Below are 17465 nucleotides of genomic sequence, written 5' to 3' on the forward strand. Positions count from 1 at the left end.
CCGGGCCGACGTTCCTGGACCGGAACGGTCTGGAAGCGTCGGCCGGGCAGCCAAACAGAAAGAACCCCATGAAGACACAAGCCGCCGTCGCTCACCCACGAGGTGAACGGTTTGAGTTCAACGACCTGGACCTGGGGCCCCTGACCGCAGGCGAGGTGAGGGTAAGGATGGTGGCGTCCGGGGTGTGTCATACAGACGCAGCCGTCAGGGACGGCATCATCCCCACGCCCCTGCCGGCGGTCCTGGGGCACGAAGGCGCCGGCGTCGTCGAAGAAATTGGCCCCCATGTCAGGGGCATAGCCGTCGGCGACCATGTCGTTCTCTCGGCGAACTCCTGCGGTCATTGCCGCCAATGCGTTTCGGGACGACAGGCCTACTGCCACGAACTGTTCGCCCGAAACTTCGCGGCCTCCAGGCCGGACGGATCAAAATCCCTCAGCATCGAGGGAACCGAGATCGGGTCAACTTTCTTCGGCCAGTCCTCATTCAGTGCCTACTCCAACGTGGCTGAACGCAGCATCGTCAAAGTAGACCCGAATGCCGACCTGACGCTGCTGGCACCGCTGGGCTGCGGCATCAATACCGGGGCCGGAACGGTTCTGAACGAGTTCCGTCCGGGACCGGGCGCAGCTTTAGCGGTGTTCGGTTCAGGGGCGGTCGGGTCGGCCGCCATCATGGCGGCCAAAGTCACCGCGACAACCAGGATCATCGCCGTCGATGTCATCCCTGAACGCCTCGAACTGGCCAAGGAGCTCGGTGCAACCCACGTCCTGAACGGCAACGACCCGGACCTGGGCAAGCAACTGCTGGAAATCACCGGAGGCAACGGCCTGGATTTCGCCCTCGATACCACCGCCCGGCCCAGCATCCTCCGCACCGCAGTCGACAGCCTTGCCATCCGCGGGGTGGCAGCAGAAGTTGGCTCAGCGAAAGCCGGCACAGAAGTGCCCCTGGAAACAGGTGCATCCCTGAACCGCGGATGGGGCGTCAGGACAGTCATCCAGGGCAGCTCCGTGCCCCAGATCTTCATCCCCGCCCTGATTGAACTCTGGCAACAAGGCCGGTTCCCCTTCGACCGGCTCATCACCACCTACCCCTTCGCATCCATCAACGATGCCCTCGACGACGCCAAGAACGGCACCGTCATCAAACCCGTCGTCGTCTTCTGAACCCCGCCACGACCTACCTAGGAGAGACCATGACCTACACACCGTTTCACGCCACGCCCGCCCGTCACTTCATTGACGGGGACTGGGTCGCCGAGGGTCCCCTCCGGGACTCGACCAACCCCGCCACCGGCGAAACCCTGGGCCAGTTCCACGAAGCTGACCAAAACATCGCCAAGAAGGCCATAGACGCTGCTGTCAATGCCTTCGACAGCACTGAATGGCGCCGCAAAAGGGAATTGCGCGCATCCGTACTGTGGCAGCTGGCGGACCTCCTGGAAAAGAACCTGGACACCCTGGCTCGGGCAATTTGTCTCGAGAACGGCAAACCCCTGGCCCAGGCCCAGTTCGAACTGAGCATCGCGGCCCCGAAGCTGCGCTACTACGCAGGCCAGGCCCTCACTGACCATGGCACCGCTGCCCAGGTCTACGACGGCGCGACATCCTTTCTGCTCCGCGAGCCGCTTGGCGTCGCGGGCGTTATCGCTCCCTGGAACTCACCCGGAATCCTCTCCATCCGGTCCATCGCGCCTGCCTTCGCTGCCGGCTGCACAGTTGTGGTGAAGATGCCGGCTCAGACCGGGTTGACCAACAGCCTGATCGCCGAACTGTTCGCCCAGGTCAAGGACCTTCCCGCCGGGGTTTTCAACCTCTTCACCGGAACAGGCAACGCGGCCCGGGAAATCGTCCGGTCACCCAAAGTGCAGGTCATCTCCTTCACGGGCAGCACCACAGTCGGCAAGCAGATCGCCACCGAAGCGTCCGGGGAACTCAAGCGGCTGTCTCTCGAACTGGGCGGCAAGGGCCCGATGATCGTCTTTGACGACGCCGACCTTGACGCGGTGGTCCCCGCATTGACCCAGGGCATTACTGTCTTCGCCGGACAGTTCTGCATGGCCGGAAGCCGGATTCTTGCCCATAAGAACATCGCGGAAGAGTTGAGCCAGCGCCTGGCCGATGCGTTCAAGCGTGTTGTCGTGGGCCCGGGGATTGATCCTGATACCGAGATGGGTCCGTTGATCGACCAAAGCGCTGTCGAACGCGTCGACGCCTTCCTGGAAGAACACGCCCAGCCGGAGGACTTCATTGTCCGCGGTGGTCGCGTTCAGGGACCAGGTGCCTTCTATTTGCCGGCGCTGGTCTCAGTTCAGGACCTCAACTCGCCTCTGATTCAGGAGGAAATTTTCGGTCCTGTGGCCACGTTCGAGGTATTCGAAGACGAAGATGAGGCCATCCTTCGCGCCAACGCCACCAAGTACGGCCTTGCCGCGTCAGTCTGGACCCGCGATGGCGGCCGCTCGCTGCGGGTGTCCTCCCGGATCGACGCCGGAACGGTCTGGACAAACGCCTGGGCCCAGATCCTGGACCAGTTCGAAGAAGGCGGCTACAAGCACAGCGGACAAGGCCGACTCAACGGCCCCGGCGGCCTCGCGGAATTCCAAGAGGTCAAGCATATCTACCGCACGCACGCCTAAATTTGTGTCCTCCGCCGAGATAGGGACTGTGCTTCTGCGAATCATTTGGCGACCCGATTCGCAGAAGCACCGGCGGAGGCCCACACGATGCAACCCACTGATCAACCCCTATTCAAGAAAGAGCTGAAGAGGAAATGAAGGCACGAACAGCAGTCATCGCCAACCGAACTGCTCATAAAGCTGCACTGACGGACTGGACGGAGCTCCAAGAGGGAGACCCCGTCGAGATCATAAAGAACGCACAGACAATCGAAAAGGGCCTGACCGAAGAGGTCTCGCTCAGCGGAAATGTCCTGTGGCTCAAGGCCGAGGGCGTTGAGACACGTAGACTCTACGCGAAATCCGACGGCGTGCTTATCCGCCGCGCATGAAGAGTCCACGGCTTAGACCCGGCCCACAGAACGAAGGCTACACACGGCTTAACGTGTGAGACGCGCAGTACCTGAGCCACACGACCCGAGCACCGCTCCTCCAGTCAAGGTCCTTGGCGGCAGCAGATGCTGCTCTGCAAACTCGAGCTCAATCCGGCTGCTAGAAAGTGCTGATCCTTTGCGTCTCGGGTTTGACTCTAATGCGCCAATATCGGATTGGCGATTGGGCAAACCAATAGCTCATTTCGCCGTTACTGGTCCGTCTGGCAACGCTTTACCTAGCCACTAGCGGGAGAGATGACCGCAGGAAATGCCGTCGGCTTTCCCTTCAAAGACGAAGGCCTGCAGGATGCATTGACTGCAAAAGCGGGGATGATTCCACCCCTCTGCAGAACGCACACAAAATCATCAGCAGGACAGGCTGGTACGCCGCCGTATGTCCGTCATGAGCAAGCCTTGGCGACCTGGGTTCCCCTGACGCGTAGGCAGAAGGATCGCAAGCCATTGAACGACGCGGCCGTGTATTTTTACGATCCCCTCGGAGATTCCCCTGAAGGGCCAACTGCGGTTACTGCCGTGTATCGGTCGAACCGGAGGTCGAGACGGCCACCGTCGGAGAGGTACAAACAGGAAAGACGCGCTGAGGCACTCGACTCCGTGTCACAGGCACTGGAGGCCCTGAAAGCAGACCGGGCGGCCCGAGGCGGCACTTTTCGGGGTTGAGCGATGAAGCCCTGGGTGAAATAGATGGACCTGCATCATTCGCAAATTTGCATGCATCTTCACCCAAAGTTGGGCTCTTCTACCTTGCCGTCGTCCCGCAGTTCATACCCCACGGCGGCGACATCATGGCTACCTCGATGATCTTGGGCTGTATCGAAGCGGTCGTTGGATTCATGTATTTGGCTGTAGTCGTTGCCCTTATTGCGAATAAGGCGATGGCATGGCTGCGCCGGCCCAAAGTCAATGCGGGTATCGAACGGGCAAGCAGCGGAATCCTTGCAGCTCTTGGCGCCGGAGTCATTGTCTCCGGCGCCAGCAGCTGATCCTTCCCCCTGTACAAGGGGTCGGAGCATGGTTGCCCGCCCGTGTTTCCGAAGCTCATAGTGACCCACTCCCCTTGTGGCGATTCCTGCCTCATGAGCGTGAAGAAGGTCGATGAGGAGAAAGGGCAAGGGCCTGTGCGCGCCGCCGTTGATACGTTCGCGGCTGACGATCAAGCCCTGCTTCAGCAACGCTTCCGAAGCCGGCCGGGACTCACGGCTAAACGCGGACAAGTGACCGTTCGGGTTGCCCGTCTGGCGATTACGGTCCTACAGATGGACCCTGAGGGACATCTGTAGGACCGGCGCCGCTGAGGCTATGGGTGAGGCTCCACGGTTCTGTGAATTCCGCGGATGGATCTTCCAGGCCCAGTGCGATACGTGCCGCGCGCGCGCCTTGCGAATCGAGTGATTGCCGGACGCTGGTAATACCAAGGTCCAACGCGTCTTCGGATCCGTCGAATCCCCCAAGCCGCACGGGAGGTTTTCCGTGTCGGCTTTTGTCGAGGGCATGATGAGCGGCGATCGCCTGCTGATCGCTCATCGCAACTAGTGCGTCGACTGCGTAGCCAGTGGCCATGAGGGCCCTCATCGCCTGCGATGCATCGCTTGATTGGTTGTGGGAACAAACCGCGACGGGGATCGAATCCCAGTCATGCCCCAGTAACTTAGCTGCGTCCTTGAATCCCGCGAGCCGGTTCCGCGTGACGGGGAACGGAACATTGTTCGATTCAACGCCGTAATGGATACCAGCCAAGCGGCTCCGGTCCAGGGGGAACGAAAGCACGCCGGGCGCCGCAGCATCAGACCACACCGCCAGTGCCAAGTGCCTCGCTGCGGAGCGGTCATCAATTCCGACAAGGGAAAAGCCCTCGACGGCGGGGCCTCCCTGGACGACAGCGGGACGCCGGGTGTCCTGTATAGCCCCCAGCACGGGATCGTCTGCCGTGGTCGTCCACACGACGAAGGCATCCACACCCGCACTGGTGATTCGGTCGGTGTCCGTCTTCTCTCCGGTGGTAGGGATGATCGTCAGCCCATACCCGGCCGCGGCGCACTCACGTGCGATTCCCGCAACAAACGTGGTTGCCTGCGGGTCTTCGAAGATGTACTCGAGGCTCTCCCCCAGGACCAGTCCAAGTGTCCGTAGTCCGCCCGTGCGTAAGAGCCGCCCGCTGGGATCAGGTCCTCGAAATCTTAGCCGTGCGGCCGCGTCGAGAACCTTTTGACGGGTTCCCGCAGCCACACGATCCGGTCGACTGAAGGCATACGAGGCTGTCATCCGGGAGACCCCAGCGGTCCTTGCGACATCGTCCAGGGTTACGCGGTCTTTGTTTGTTCCCACTAGATCAGTCTAGTTGTGTAACGCTACAACCATTGTGTATCGTTACACATGTGTTTTCCATGCCGCCCTTTGTCCGTGCCCCGTTCTGGGGGTTTGCTGCTTTTGGAGCATTCTGGGGCGTATGGGGGGCTTCCATCCCACGCCTTCGGGAGCAGGCTGGAGTCTCTGACATGGAACTTGGAGTCTCGCTCCTCTTCGTGGGGGCGGGCGCATTACCCGCTATGTTCATCATCGGGCGGCTGCTTGACCGTTTTGGGCTGTGGCTGGCCGGTCCGCTGCTTCTAAGCCTTGGCCTGGCGGGTGTAGCTGTCGCCAGTACCGCCAGTGCCGGCCTGGTCGCACTGTGCGCCGGCATGGCAGTGGTCGGCGCGACGAGCGGCGCCGCCGACGTCGCTTTGAACTCCCTCGCTGGTCGCGCTGAACACCGCGCCGGCCGACCCGTCATTACACCTGCCCATGCCACCTTCTCCACGCTGGTTGTCGTCGCAACATTGACCGCGGGGACGCTCAATTCCATCGCTCTCCCCTCGCTCCTCCCCTTTGCGATCGTGGTCGCAGCAGCGGCAGCTGCGTGCGTGGCCATCGTCTTGGGCACGCGAACATCTTCCTTTCAGCACGAGCAAACTTCCCCCACTGAAGACCGTGCCCACGCGCGCATCAGCACTCTTCCCGCCAGCCTTCTCCTGGGCGTAGGCGCATTGGGAGCATTAGCCTTCGCGAGCGAAAACGCGCACCAGAGTTGGAGCGCAGTCTTCCTTGAAGACGAGCTATCGGTGCCTCTTGGAGTGAGCGCGTTTGGACCTGCTGTATTCGCTGCTGTTGTCGCCATCACTCGGTTCTCTGTGAGCCACATTGCACCCCGCCACGCTCGGAAACAGCTCCTTGTTGGGGCCGCCGCCGCGGCGCTCGGCACGACCGGTTTAGCCCTCGCCCCCACGCTGGTCGTCGCCCTTGTCGCACTCGGCCTCGCGGCTGCCGGCACAGCCGTCCTCTTCCCGACTCTCGTTGGAATCGTCTCGCGGACGGTGACAGAGACCCATCGCGGCCGCGCGACCTCACTCCTGACGGTCGTCGCATACACAGGGTTCCTCGCAGGCCCTCCCTATGTGGGCCTTCTCGCGGGCGCGGTCAACCTCCAAACGGCAATGATCGGTGTTGCTGCCCTGACCGCAGTGATGGCCATCCTGGTCCCCGTCATCATTCGCCGACCCGCTTGACCCATTCCGACCACTCCAGGCTCGTTTACAAACCCGTCCCGGGTTCAAACGCATGACCGGTAATAAGGCGTTCGAAGAAAGTCTGACAGGGACACCCACAGCCTTCTGGACAAACCACCACATCTGAGAGGACATCATGATCATCGAATTCCTGGCCGTTACGGCTGCCGGTAAGGCGACTGCAAGAAGCGCCCTACCAAATGCCCCTCAGGTAATTGAGATTCCCAAACAGCGCTCACGGCGTAACCGTGCCATTCGCGGACGGATAGCAACAATCCTGCACAACCTCGCGTGGTCTGTTGAATCAGAGGATGTTCCACCTTAGGGCTAGATATGCTCTGATGATGCTTGATGTTTCTTCGTGCGCCCCGGTCATGTACCGGAAAGCCCGGCGCCAACGAGTAACCGATTGTCCAGGTGGCTCCGGAGGTGCAGGTCCTCAAAAGGGCTCTGGGCTGACTCAGAATAGGGCTCGTGAGACTGTAAACGTTCTACCCGGAACCAGTGCCTCCAGAGCCTGTAAGACTTCAACCGCCGGTAGGACGTACGGGAGGCGAGAGACACACCACCATGCGTCAGGTCCCCTTAACGAAATCGGGGATGATGGGGTGATGTCGGACAGCAACGTGTAGTCATATCTCGAAGCCGTCGTGGAGGTTGCCCGGGAGGTGCTCGGCACGGAGTTCGCCGGGGCGTACGCGGCCGGATCGGTGGCCCTGCATGCCTTCCAGCGTGGCCGTCGCGATATCGACATTGCCCTGCTATGCCGAAACCCACTGAGCCAGACCGTAAAGCAGGAGTTGATCGCTCGGTTGCGGCACAGCGCCCTGCCGTGTCCCGCGCGCGGATTGGAACTAGTGGTCTACACCCGGGCTGCGGCGCAGTCGGGAACCCCGAACCCGGGCTTCGAACTCGAGTTAAAAGACGGCCCGGCCATGGCCTTCCGGCAGAGCCTTCAACCCGCCGACCGTCCGGCCGCCGACGGGTTCTTCTGGTACGGGCTGGACCGCAGCATCCTGCATCAAAGCGGCCGGGTGTTGGCCGGACCACCGGCATCAGAGGCTTTCGCAGAGCTACCACCGGATGATCTGCGGCACCTGCTCATCGACTCGCTGCACTGGTGGATGGCACTGACCGGCCAGGCTGGCGACGGACCTGCAGCCGGAGCTGATGATGCAGTCCTAGGGGCCTGCCGGGCCCTGGTCCGGCAACGCTACGGAAGGTGGCTGTCAAAAGTCGACGCCGCCCGCCGACTCCTGGCGGCCGGTTACGAGCCGGCAGCGGTAATCGACCGGTCAATTGCCGCACGCTCCGGAGGCCCGCCGCCCACAGGCGGCAAGCACGGACATTTCAGGAAGGCGTTCTCAAGGACATCCTGACCGCAACCTGACTGCTTCACTCAATGCCGGCGAAACGGCCTACTGTCGGACCCCAAAAGGTACGTCATCAACGTGGCCCCGGGGGAGATGAAGCGGATTTCATGGAGCGAAGGCACACCTGCCGGACACACAAATCTTCTCACCAAGCCACCCACCAACGCTGCGTAAGGTCTCTAGTAGCTCCTTCGAAACGACCACTAACCCATGTTCCGGCCGTAGGATTTGTCACCGGAGGCCAGCAATGAAACAGATGGAATCGGCAATCATAGCCCACCGCTTCGGCAGCCCCATCGAAGTCTGCCAGCATCCAGCGGAGCCAATGGGTATAACGCGTTGGCCTAATCGGATCCGACTATCGTCTGTTTCGGAAGCTTCAACAACACCGACGCCTTCGAAACCGGCGATAAAAGGCAGTGCTGTCCTTGACCGGTAGTCGCCCGTTACAGGGATCAGGTCCGATGGGTTTATCGGAGACGCGGCCACGAGTCCTGCAGCATGGGCGGCCGTCGACGAACCGCTGGTATGCACCGGGCCCGCCGTAGCCTTCGTGCACCGTGTACTACTGGACGCCGTCGTAGCCCCAGTTGTGCGTCCCGTTGAACCGTTGACCGGCAGAAGCTCGATGAAGTCGATGCCCAGGTCCACTAGGTAGCCCAGCTTCTCCGCGGCGGCGTCCTGGGTTCCTTCGGGCGTGAAGGTGCCCACGTGGAGCTCGTAGATGGCGGCTCCCTGCAGGTCCTGGCCTCGCCACCCGGAATCCTGCCAGGCGTAGGCGGAAGGATCGTAGGTCCGGGTCTGTTCGTGGACGCCGGCGGGCAGCCGCCGGGAGCGGGGGTCCGGAACGGGGGTGGTGTCCCCGTCCAGCAGGTAGCTGTTATCCACGTCGCCGTCCGCGGGGGCGTCGGGCGCCGTCCACCATCCCTCGGACCAGGGCGACGTTTCCTTTTCTGCATGGGGTACTGCCGGCCGTCAGCCAACAACACCACCGACGAAACGTCCGGCGCCCACACATCGAAGCGTTCGGGTCCAACATTGACCAGAGTCATGCCTTTTCTCCATCCACAGGTGCCAGCAGGGCCACCGGATAGCTACCCAGGACCTCCGCGACCGAAACCCGGCGTGGCCCGTAGCTGGCTCCCGTGAGTTCGTCACGCACGGCAGTGGAAAGGTCGACGGCAGTGTTCCGTCGGCCCCCGCCGTGTTTAAGCGCGGATGCATGCCTGCCCTACGCGGCGCTGATCCACGCCCGGACGCCCGGGGCGGATCGCTTTCGAAGGGCTCAGGTGAACATGCTCGGCGCGAGCGGTAAGCTCCTGCAACAGTGAAGCATCCATGCGGACCGACACCACTTCGCTTGAGCCTTCACTGGTTGAGCGGCGGCCTTTCTTGCGCAACTGCTCGGCTGGTACCCACTGTAGCTGCCCGTTTCTAAGTTGGTGGTTGAGCTACACCCCAACCTGACGTCAGGGACCAGACACAAGGGCTGTCAGAACAGGGTTTGTTTTGTCTTTGTTGACGCTGGATCAAGAGGGTCTAGAGGTCAACCTGACATCAACCGACCGGAATGAAGCACCGTACCGGACCTGTTCAGGTTTGGGGCTCTCGCTTAGGGTTCCTGGTTTCAGGGGCCGCTGGGACACGTTAGCTCTTCCGTGGAACGGTCTTCGATAGTACGTTTTTCGTCGCCACTCTTTCCGTAGGGACCAAGGATAACGTGCCCTTGTCCGTTCCACGGCGGTTATTGGCAGTGATTGTCCAAGTAACCGGAATTGTCCCCGCCAGTCCGTCTGCTCGACTGAGGAGACTGATAGGCCAAGTTATGACGGATTCCTCTGTGGCGATATCTCCCAGGTCAAACAGAACTTTTACAGAGCCCGGCAGCCTTTCCACTGTTGGACGCTGAGGATTGTGCATCATGCCCGGCCGGAAGGCGAGGTTTTGAGCCAGTGTTGAATGCATGAAGGAAGATTTTTCCCTTCCAACAGGTAGTGGCTGCCTCGGCCAGCCCGGTTGGGGATCATCCGTCACCACACCTACGTCAGCCGAAATATGCAGTGTAAGGCGAGCAGAAAGCATCGCTTCATCCGTCGTGTTTGTAATTCTCAATGTGCTCTGACTGCCACGGGTGGAATGCCAGATGTGGCTGAGCCAACTAGGTATCGTGGTCTTGCAATCCTCGATGTACTTGTTCAGGTCCCGTTTATATTCACTGAGGGTTTGCTTTCCCGGGGTTAATGACATGAGCAAATCTTGACCAAAATCAAACGGCCCTGACCGAGTCGGCGCTTCAGGCTCTTGCTGGGCGAACAGATGCTTCCGATGTTCGTCAAGCCATTCTTCAGTGTCTGATGCATCGAGCCAGAAGATTGGGGAGCGGTGATTCCATTCGATGTTGACTTCCGGCTTTAGCTTCTGGAGCCCGCCAATCAAGCGACGCTCTAGGCGTCTAATATCCTCTGCAGTCGCCACTTCGGTGCTAGTCCCTGAGCGGACAAAGATCGTTCCATTTCGCCACAGGCGCTCTTTAGGGCCGCTGTAGTCAGTGAACTCCTTCTCCAAAGCGTAGATATGAGCGGCCCGAGGAACCGCAAGCATAGTTATGACCGCAACATCGACTTCGCCAAAACGGTCATAGTCCAGAACAATCTGAGGTCCACGCGTTCCTAGATACGACTGAATCTGCATGGATACTGTTGCGCCGTCCGCCTTTACAACACCTTCAGCACGATTAGTGTCGATCCCGAGAACAAGATAGGCCTCGCCTCCGAAGTACCTTGCGGATACGGCCGGATCTCTATTGGCGAAGCCAAGGATGAGACGGGCAAGGGCCCCTACTTTCTTCTTATCTGAAAGGTCCCACTCACTCTTCAGCTCCATAGCATCGGTTTCGTCACCCAAGATGCCTTCGGAAATGGCCTTGAACAGCTGTGGGTGATCCTGCACAGACAGCGGCACAGTTCGGTCTAGTGAATGGTTCAAAAACAAGATTTCCCTTGGCTGGATACTTAGGCGAAGACGACACAACTGTGGCCGCCGGGCATCACAGCCAACATACAGGGTGCTTCCCGGTCTATTGTCCGAACCCCAGCTTCAGAGGCTCCGGAATATATTGCCAAAGAGGGGCCCCTGCGCAACCCTCAGGCGGCAACCGCCGGAAGCTAAGGCGACGGCCGCGACGCCGAACCACTGTCCTAAATTCATCGGCTTCGGGATCAGCCGCGAGTTGAAGCCCCCGAAGTCAATGGGGATCCAACAGCTAAGGCGTCAAGCTGTTTATCCAGTCCAAACCCGACTCCACTACTTTCGTTGTAACCGTTGTAGCTGCTGTCCGCGCCAACTCGACGGCAACCTTCAGGTAAGCGCTACCCTTATCCCGGGTCTCCGCAGTAACCGCCGTTGTTGTCAGTGCTCCGACTAATTGCATAGAAGCTGATCTGGCGGCCGCACTGCCGTCCGTCGCCAGGTTGTCCATTGTGAACCGCACTTGCTGGATTAGCTGGATTAGGTATCGCTTTGTGGAGTCCGTAAGGGAGTCATCGTTGCGGATCAAGTCTTCAGCATGTACCAGTGTCTCAAAGATGTTGGCTTGTACATCTCCGAATACTGGTTCCCACTTCACCACGTCAAGCATGGAAGCTAAGGAGTGAAGCATGTCCAGCGCAGGTTCGTCCACCAGGGGCTCGCTGCTAGCGGATGTCCAACCCGTGGTGGTAGCGAAGATCCCTTGATACCAGACAGGGACCTTCTTTCTGTAGACGGAAACGTCTGTTCCGGAATCCTCAAGAGCATTCAAGGCCATCTGAATGTCGCTTAGCCAATCAAGTGCCCGTTGGTGTTCTGCCCAAAAATTGGGTGAATCGGTGTTGCCGCCTCGAGCATTCAAAGCGCTTTGGTTAGGTGGTATTTCCCAGCTGCCGAAGAGCGCCAGTAGACTGCGTGCACTATTCATGTGTCCCCCATGTTCGAAAGTCTTGGTTTAGTCTATAGAGTTCGCTGCCCACAGCCGGGGACAATCCTGATGGGTTATCCACCGCTACTGCTGCTGAGGGAGCTTTCCCGATGGCTCCCGATTTCCAGCCGTGGATAACCCGGATTGACCCCAACTATGGGCAGCGCGCGCGGGCATCTTGAGCGTTTGGATAACAACATCCGGTTTAGAACAGCCCCGCTGGCGGTTCCTCACAGGGTAGAGGAATGAGTTTGGAGCGGTGGCCGTCGTCCGGGGTGCAGCCCTTGAACGGCCCGTCAGCTGAGAGCAGAACGGACATGTGGTGGTCTGCGTGGTCACGCCACCACACGCTCATCCCTGTGGTGCCGTCCAAGCGCAAGAACTCCCAGGCACGCCAGAGCGCTTCGAGGCGGCTGATCGCTTCGGCGTGCTTCCACCACTGCGGGCACCAGGTCACCCCGCCCTGCACGTTGAGCTGCCGGCGATAGCTGGTTGCCAGCTTGCCGCTGACGAATGCCGCCACGTTCGGGTAGAACAGCTCCGGGGCGTCCAAGTCCTCATCGGCCGGCTCCGCGAGGGCTGCCGTGTCCTCTAGTTCGTCGTCCCACTCCCCCAGGCCCTCACTCATTGGAGGTCCCCGCGGCGATCCACCGGCTCCCGGCCTGGGCCGCAGGTTTGTTCGCTGGTTCGTGTGCGGTGATGGAGGCGCGCACCGCGTCGGCCTGGGGCCCGCTCATCCAGGGCACGGTTTCCAGCAGTGCTGCTGGGGCGCCGGAGGCGAACATGATGGCGCGGCCACGGGGGAACGCGGCGAGTTCCGAGACGTCGAGGGTGCGTTCTTTGCGGTCGTCGTCGTGGCTGTAGGAGGTGCCTTGTTTGGAGCGGCTTCTGGTCATGTTGGAGTACCGGTATTCGCCCACGAGCTGTGCGAGTTCGTTGAGGAATTCGGCTTCGGCGACGCCGCCGCCGTAGACCTTGATGTTGGAGGCGCTCCAGAGTTTGCGCATCCCGTCACGGCCCCATACTTCAACGCCTTGTGACCAGGACTGAAGGATGGTCATCAGGACGATGCCGCGGGAGCCGTAGTGGCTGTAGAGGTTGGGGAGTTCGCGCCAGCGGCAGACGTTGGCTGCTTCGTCGAGGACTCCGACCATGGGGGTGGCGAGCCGGCCGCCGGGTGAGTGGACGGCGAGTTCTTCGGCGGCTTCGACTGTGGCCACGGTCAAAGCCGTGACCAGTGGCCCGGCGGTTCCTTTGCCTTCCTTGGACAGGCTGTACAGGGTGCCTTTGCAGCGGACGAATGCTGCGGGGTCGAACTGGGGCCGGGTGTCGTTGTCACCTTGGGGTGTGACCCAGCGGGCGACCTGTCGGTTGGTGAGGCAGGAGGCCATCTGCAGTGCCGTGCCGTACACGCCGCCTCGTTGCTTCTCGGGGGCGTTGATGACGCCGCCGACGGCGTTGGCGGTCTGGGTGAAGCCGTGGGCTTTGAGGATGTCCACGGCTTCATCGTCGGCGGGGCGGGTCAGCCAGGTGTGGACTTGGGTGATGGGGCGGCCGTCGAGGGCGGCGGCGAGCAGGAGCCCGGCGAGGAGGTCCTGGCCGGCGGGGTCGAAGTAGGCGTCGGTTTTGGCGTCCGGGCCGCGGGACCCTGCGGCGAAGTGGTCGGCCAGGCGGGCTGCGCGCACTTCGTCGGTGACGTAGGACAGGGGGTTCCACCACCAGGACGGTTCCTCGAGGGCGACGGACTGCGGGTCGAATACCCACACGGGTCCGTCGGCGGCGCGGACGTCGCGGGTTCCGTCGACGATGTCCCGCTTGTTCGAGGTCACGAGCGCCGCTCCCGGGGCGGCGAGGATCGCCGGGATTGCCCGTGAGGTGGTCTTGCCGGTGCGGGGTCCCCAGATGTCGATGTGCATGTCTTCCCAAGAGCCGTAGACCATCTGCCCGCCGAGGACGGTCTTGCCGACGGGGACCCCGGGTGAGCCTTTCACGCCGAGGCGTTCGGCGGTGGCCGTAGCGCCGCGCAGGCTCAGGGCGCGCAGGTCGCGTCCTTTGGCCATGTGCTGGGCGGCAGCGTCCACCCGGGACCGCTTGGACCGTTTCTTCAGCACCGCGCGGATCACCAGGACGGTGATGACGATGACGAGGACGCCGAAGCCGGCCAGGATCCAGGTGGCGGCCGCGGGCCAGGTGACTTTATGTGAGATCAGGCCGAAGACCAGTTCAAACGGGTTGACCGGCAGCGCCTGGCCGTCGCCGGACAGCCTGGACCCGAGGTGCACGGCGCCGGTGACCGTGCCGACGCCGACCCCCACGATGATGATGAACACCCAGAGCAGGATGGTCTGGGTGTCGAGCTGGGATCGTTTGCCGCTGCTGGGTGCACCCATCAGTTCTCCCTTTCGCCGCTGGTGCTGATCGTCCAGCGCTTATTGGTGTCGTGCAGGTTCTTTTCGACGCTGGTGAGTTTGAGCGCGACGGGTACCCCTGGTCTGCCGCCGACTTTGAAGAGGAATTTGCCCAGGCCCGGTCGGACGCGTTTGCGGGAGCCTCCGACGTCGGTCCATGACCCGGGGTCGGCCCAGGAGATGAGCCGGGCCTGTTCGGCGCGGGAGAGGGTGACGGCTTTGTTGAGCTTTTCCATTTCGGCTCCGGGGAGGGCGCCGCAGACGACCATGCCGGAGCGTTCGACGAAGCCGCGGGCTTTCATCCGTTCGGATTCGGTGGGCAGGGCTTCGAGGTCGCTCATGGTGTGGGTGATCATGGCCTGCCCGACGCCTTCGGTGCGGTTCAGCCGGGTGAGTGAGTCGACCCGGTCGACCATGCCTTCACCGGAGCGCAGGGCCCGCCAGAGCTCGTCCATGACGACGAAGTAGTTCCGTCGCGGTTCCAGGCCGGCGTCGGCCAGGGCGTGGGCGACTTGGACGGTCGCGAACCCGGTGGACCAGCAGGCCAGCAGGCACGCTGCTTGGATGTCGCGCTGGGTGTCGGAGATCCCGGAGAGGTCGAAGACGACGGGTTTGGTCAGGTCCATTGGCTGGTCGGTGGGGCGGGAGAACATGTCCGAGAACCGGCCGGAGCCGTCGAGGGAGTACAGCGACTGGCGCAGCTGGTCGGTCGCGTCGAGGTAGCGGGACATGTCGCCGCGGTCCAGGGCGATCGCCCGGAGCTCGTCGGGGGCGTCTTTGATGACCTCGATCAGGTCCCCAATCAACGGGACGCGGTCCAGGCGTTCGTCCAGGATGTGCAGGGCCCGGTCGATCAGGGATTCCTCGTGGGCGCTGGGCTTGGCGTTCCGCACTATGGTGATCAGCGCGGTGATCATGTTCAGGCGCCGGTTGTGCGAGTCGGCCATCAGCTGTTCGGCCAGCTTCTCCGCCTTCACCGCTGCAGCCAGCGACTGCTCGGCCGCGTCCTGGTCGCCATCGGGATCATTGAGGGCCTGGTTAGCGGTGGCCCGGTGTTCCTCGGCCGAGGCGAGCAGCCGAGCGGATGCGCCGGTTGCTTCGCCGGGGTCCAGGACGTTCAGGTGTCCGCGTCCGGGGCCGAGGCTGATGACCTGCCCGCCGAGGGCTTCAATCAGGTCAACGTAGTCCGGTTTCAGATCCCCAAGGATCAGTGGGTTGATGTTCCGGCCGGCCAGCCCGAGGACGATGTGCCGGACCAGGGTGGACTTGCCGTAGTGCGGCAGGCCCAGGACAAACATGGAGGGGTTGTTGATCATGCCGTGCATGAACCAGCTGATCGGGTCGGCCCCGAACGGGGCTCCGGTGTCGGTGTGAACGCCTATCGGCACACCCAGGATCGGGGTTCCGGATCCGCCCACAAACGGCCAGAGACCACAGACCTGGACCGAGGTTCCGCGCCATTCGTCCGCTGCAGTGACGTAGACGGCTTCGCCCTGGCCGCGGCCGCGCCAACCCCGCAGACCCGGGCGGCGTACCACCGCGGCCGCGAGCTTGCCGGCAGGCGCCTTCGCGGGCTGATGTTTGGTACGGCTGCCGAACATTACATGGCCTCGCGGATCTCTTCGGGCACCCTTAAGTGCTTGGGCAGCACCAGGCCCAGTGGCAGGGACGCAGCAAACGCCGAATCCTGGGAACCGAACGCACGCCGCAACAACAGGCGTGCCGACGGGCCGAGGTTGCCTTCCACGACGGCGACGGCATCCTCAAGGTCCCGGGAGGACAGGACCGTGGCGGTAACGACCATCCCGAAGTTGACCAGCCCGGCTCCCTTGGCTTCCTCCGCTGCGGTGGCCTGCGCCGCGCGGGCGTCGACCACGGCCCGGGCGGTGGGCCGGTTGGTCGAGGAGGCCCGGGTCAGGGCGCTGGTCTGGTCCGATTCGACGATGGCGGCCGCACGTCCGGCCTCGATCGGCCGGTACAGCAGGGTGACGCGTTTGCGGGCGATCTCGCCATGCGGTGCGACCAGGCGGCCCAGCGCGGAAGAGAGAATGTGGCCGCGCGGTGCGCCGGTCATCGTCCAGGACACCGAGTGCCCCGAATCGTGGCGGTAGCCGTCCCAGTCCGCTTGGTGGGCGGAGGGTCCGACGTCGCCCCAGTTCATGTCCACGGGTGTGCCCTGGTAGTGGGCTTCGTCAATGAGCCGTGCCGCTGCCGGGTCGTATGCGACCCGGACGACCTCGCAGAGTTCCTGCGCGTTCAGAGGTGCGCAGGCGCCGGCACCGGTGGACTCGAGGCGTTCGGTGAGGCTGGGAAGCCGGGAGGCGAGGTCCCGTGCGATTTCTTCGGCGGTGCGGCGTTTGCCGCCGGCCCGTGCGGCGGCGCTGAACGTCAGCGCAACCCAGGCGCGGATCGTGGCTGACCCCTGCGGGTAGGTTGCCAGGGCCTCCCGGAGCATGGCCTTGGCGATGTCCGGGGCGTCCTCGTGGATGTTTGATTCAACTTCCCGGCGCAGCCGTGCCCCGGAATCGGGTGCGGTTTCGACCGTGACCGATGCTGCGACGACGGCGGGTTCGTTCGACAACGCGGCGAGCCAGCCGCCCCAGTTCGCCACCCACGCATCGATCTGTTCGGGATCCACCAGGGAGGCACCGTCGGGCTGGGTGCCGAAGATGACGGTGTAGTGGGAGGTGGAGGGAAGGTGGATCAGCGCGAACGGGCGGCCGTAGGAGTCGCTGAACTCGTACAGTTTGGACCCGGCGGAGATCCCGGGCAGCTGGAACTCGCCCCACGGTGTCAGTCCCAGCGGGCCCGAACGGTAGATGTTGGCCTTCCTGCGCCGTGCGGAGCGGAACGCCAGCCGGGCGAAGGCCCGCTCCCCTACTGACTTGTTGTGTTTGTCGGTCACCGAGACGACGGCCAGCGCTACCCCGAGAATGAGGAGTGCGACGAGTCCGGCGAGCCAGCCGCCGACAAAGAGGCAGATCACCGTGATGATGAGGCCAATGAACAGTGCTGCTGTTGCCAGCCCGCCGAGGGTGCCGAGGCCTGCCTTCCGCGGCCGCCGCCAGTGGCTGTAGGTCGGTTCCCTGTAAGTGTTGTCGACTGCTGCCAT

The 17465-nt window shown here is 62.4% G+C and carries 13 protein-coding genes and 1 pseudogene; 6 read left to right on the forward strand and 8 right to left on the reverse strand.

The genetic code is table 11. The features are described 5' to 3' along the window. The first annotated feature begins 68 nt into the window (after nucleotides 1-68). The 4 genes from AC4EEV_RS20480 (at nucleotide 69) to AC4EEV_RS20495 (ending at nucleotide 4058) form a co-directional block, all read left to right on the forward strand. Nucleotides 69-1169 carry an NAD(P)-dependent alcohol dehydrogenase gene (locus tag AC4EEV_RS20480; RefSeq protein WP_491330944.1) on the forward strand — a complete coding sequence of 367 codons (1101 nt, stop codon included), beginning with the start codon at nucleotides 69-71 and terminating at the stop codon, nucleotides 1167-1169. 29 nt (nucleotides 1170-1198) lie between these two features. After that, complete coding sequence (locus AC4EEV_RS20485) at nucleotides 1199-2641, forward strand: aldehyde dehydrogenase family protein (protein WP_491330945.1); 1443 nt, start codon at nucleotides 1199-1201, stop codon at nucleotides 2639-2641. 134 nt (nucleotides 2642-2775) lie between these two features. Then, nucleotides 2776-3012, forward strand: a complete 237-nt coding sequence (locus AC4EEV_RS20490; RefSeq protein ID WP_491330946.1) for a hypothetical protein — start codon at nucleotides 2776-2778, stop codon at nucleotides 3010-3012. A 719-nt stretch (nucleotides 3013-3731) separates the two neighbouring features. After that, nucleotides 3732-4058 (forward strand): LysE family translocator, encoded by a 327-nt coding sequence (locus AC4EEV_RS20495; RefSeq protein WP_491330947.1) that lies wholly within the window; start codon nucleotides 3732-3734, stop codon nucleotides 4056-4058. Nucleotides 4059-4317: 259 nt separating this feature from the next. Here the strand turns inward: AC4EEV_RS20495 and AC4EEV_RS20500 are convergent, their stop codons facing one another. Next, nucleotides 4318-5400, reverse strand: a complete 1083-nt coding sequence (locus AC4EEV_RS20500) for a LacI family DNA-binding transcriptional regulator (RefSeq protein ID WP_491330948.1) — start codon at nucleotides 5398-5400, stop codon at nucleotides 4318-4320. A gap of 170 nt (nucleotides 5401-5570) precedes the next feature. Between AC4EEV_RS20500 and AC4EEV_RS20505 the strand changes: the two genes are divergently transcribed. Both AC4EEV_RS20505 and AC4EEV_RS20510 read left to right on the forward strand, forming a co-directional pair. After that, nucleotides 5571-6617 carry an MFS transporter gene (locus tag AC4EEV_RS20505; protein WP_491330949.1) on the forward strand — a complete coding sequence of 349 codons (1047 nt, stop codon included), beginning with the start codon at nucleotides 5571-5573 and terminating at the stop codon, nucleotides 6615-6617. Between the two features lie 650 nt (nucleotides 6618-7267). Further along, a pseudogene (locus AC4EEV_RS20510) lies at nucleotides 7268-8007 on the forward strand (nucleotidyltransferase domain-containing protein). Between the two features lie 214 nt (nucleotides 8008-8221). On the opposite strand, the gene AC4EEV_RS20515 reads toward AC4EEV_RS20510, so the two are convergent. From AC4EEV_RS20515 to AC4EEV_RS20545, 7 genes are all read right to left on the reverse strand, one after another. Next, a complete protein-coding gene (locus tag AC4EEV_RS20515; protein ID WP_491330950.1) occupies nucleotides 8222-8878 on the reverse strand; it encodes an alcohol dehydrogenase catalytic domain-containing protein in 657 nt (218 codons plus the stop codon). Nucleotides 8879-9637: 759 nt separating this feature from the next. Further along, a complete protein-coding gene (locus tag AC4EEV_RS20520; RefSeq protein WP_491330951.1) occupies nucleotides 9638-10975 on the reverse strand; it encodes an ATP-binding protein in 1338 nt (445 codons plus the stop codon). Between the two features lie 277 nt (nucleotides 10976-11252). Beyond that, nucleotides 11253-11945 carry a hypothetical protein gene (locus AC4EEV_RS20525; protein ID WP_491330952.1) on the reverse strand — a complete coding sequence of 231 codons (693 nt, stop codon included), beginning with the start codon at nucleotides 11943-11945 and terminating at the stop codon, nucleotides 11253-11255. 205 nt (nucleotides 11946-12150) lie between these two features. Continuing rightward, complete coding sequence (locus tag AC4EEV_RS20530; protein WP_491330953.1) at nucleotides 12151-12573, reverse strand: DUF4913 domain-containing protein; 423 nt, start codon at nucleotides 12571-12573, stop codon at nucleotides 12151-12153. After that, nucleotides 12566-14335, reverse strand: a complete 1770-nt coding sequence (locus AC4EEV_RS20535; protein WP_491330954.1) for a type IV secretory system conjugative DNA transfer family protein — start codon at nucleotides 14333-14335, stop codon at nucleotides 12566-12568. Before AC4EEV_RS20535 ends, AC4EEV_RS20530 begins: the two co-directional genes overlap by 8 nt. Next, complete coding sequence (locus tag AC4EEV_RS20540; protein WP_491330955.1) at nucleotides 14335-15954, reverse strand: ATP/GTP-binding protein; 1620 nt, start codon at nucleotides 15952-15954, stop codon at nucleotides 14335-14337. The genes AC4EEV_RS20535 and AC4EEV_RS20540 overlap by 1 nt, the downstream gene beginning before the upstream one ends. Continuing rightward, nucleotides 15954-17465: an SCO6880 family protein gene (locus tag AC4EEV_RS20545; protein ID WP_491330956.1), complete on the reverse strand. Its 1512-nt coding sequence runs from the start codon at nucleotides 17463-17465 to the stop codon at nucleotides 15954-15956. Before AC4EEV_RS20545 ends, AC4EEV_RS20540 begins: the two co-directional genes overlap by 1 nt.

This window comes from Pseudarthrobacter sp. MOO14 (assembly GCF_058267675.1).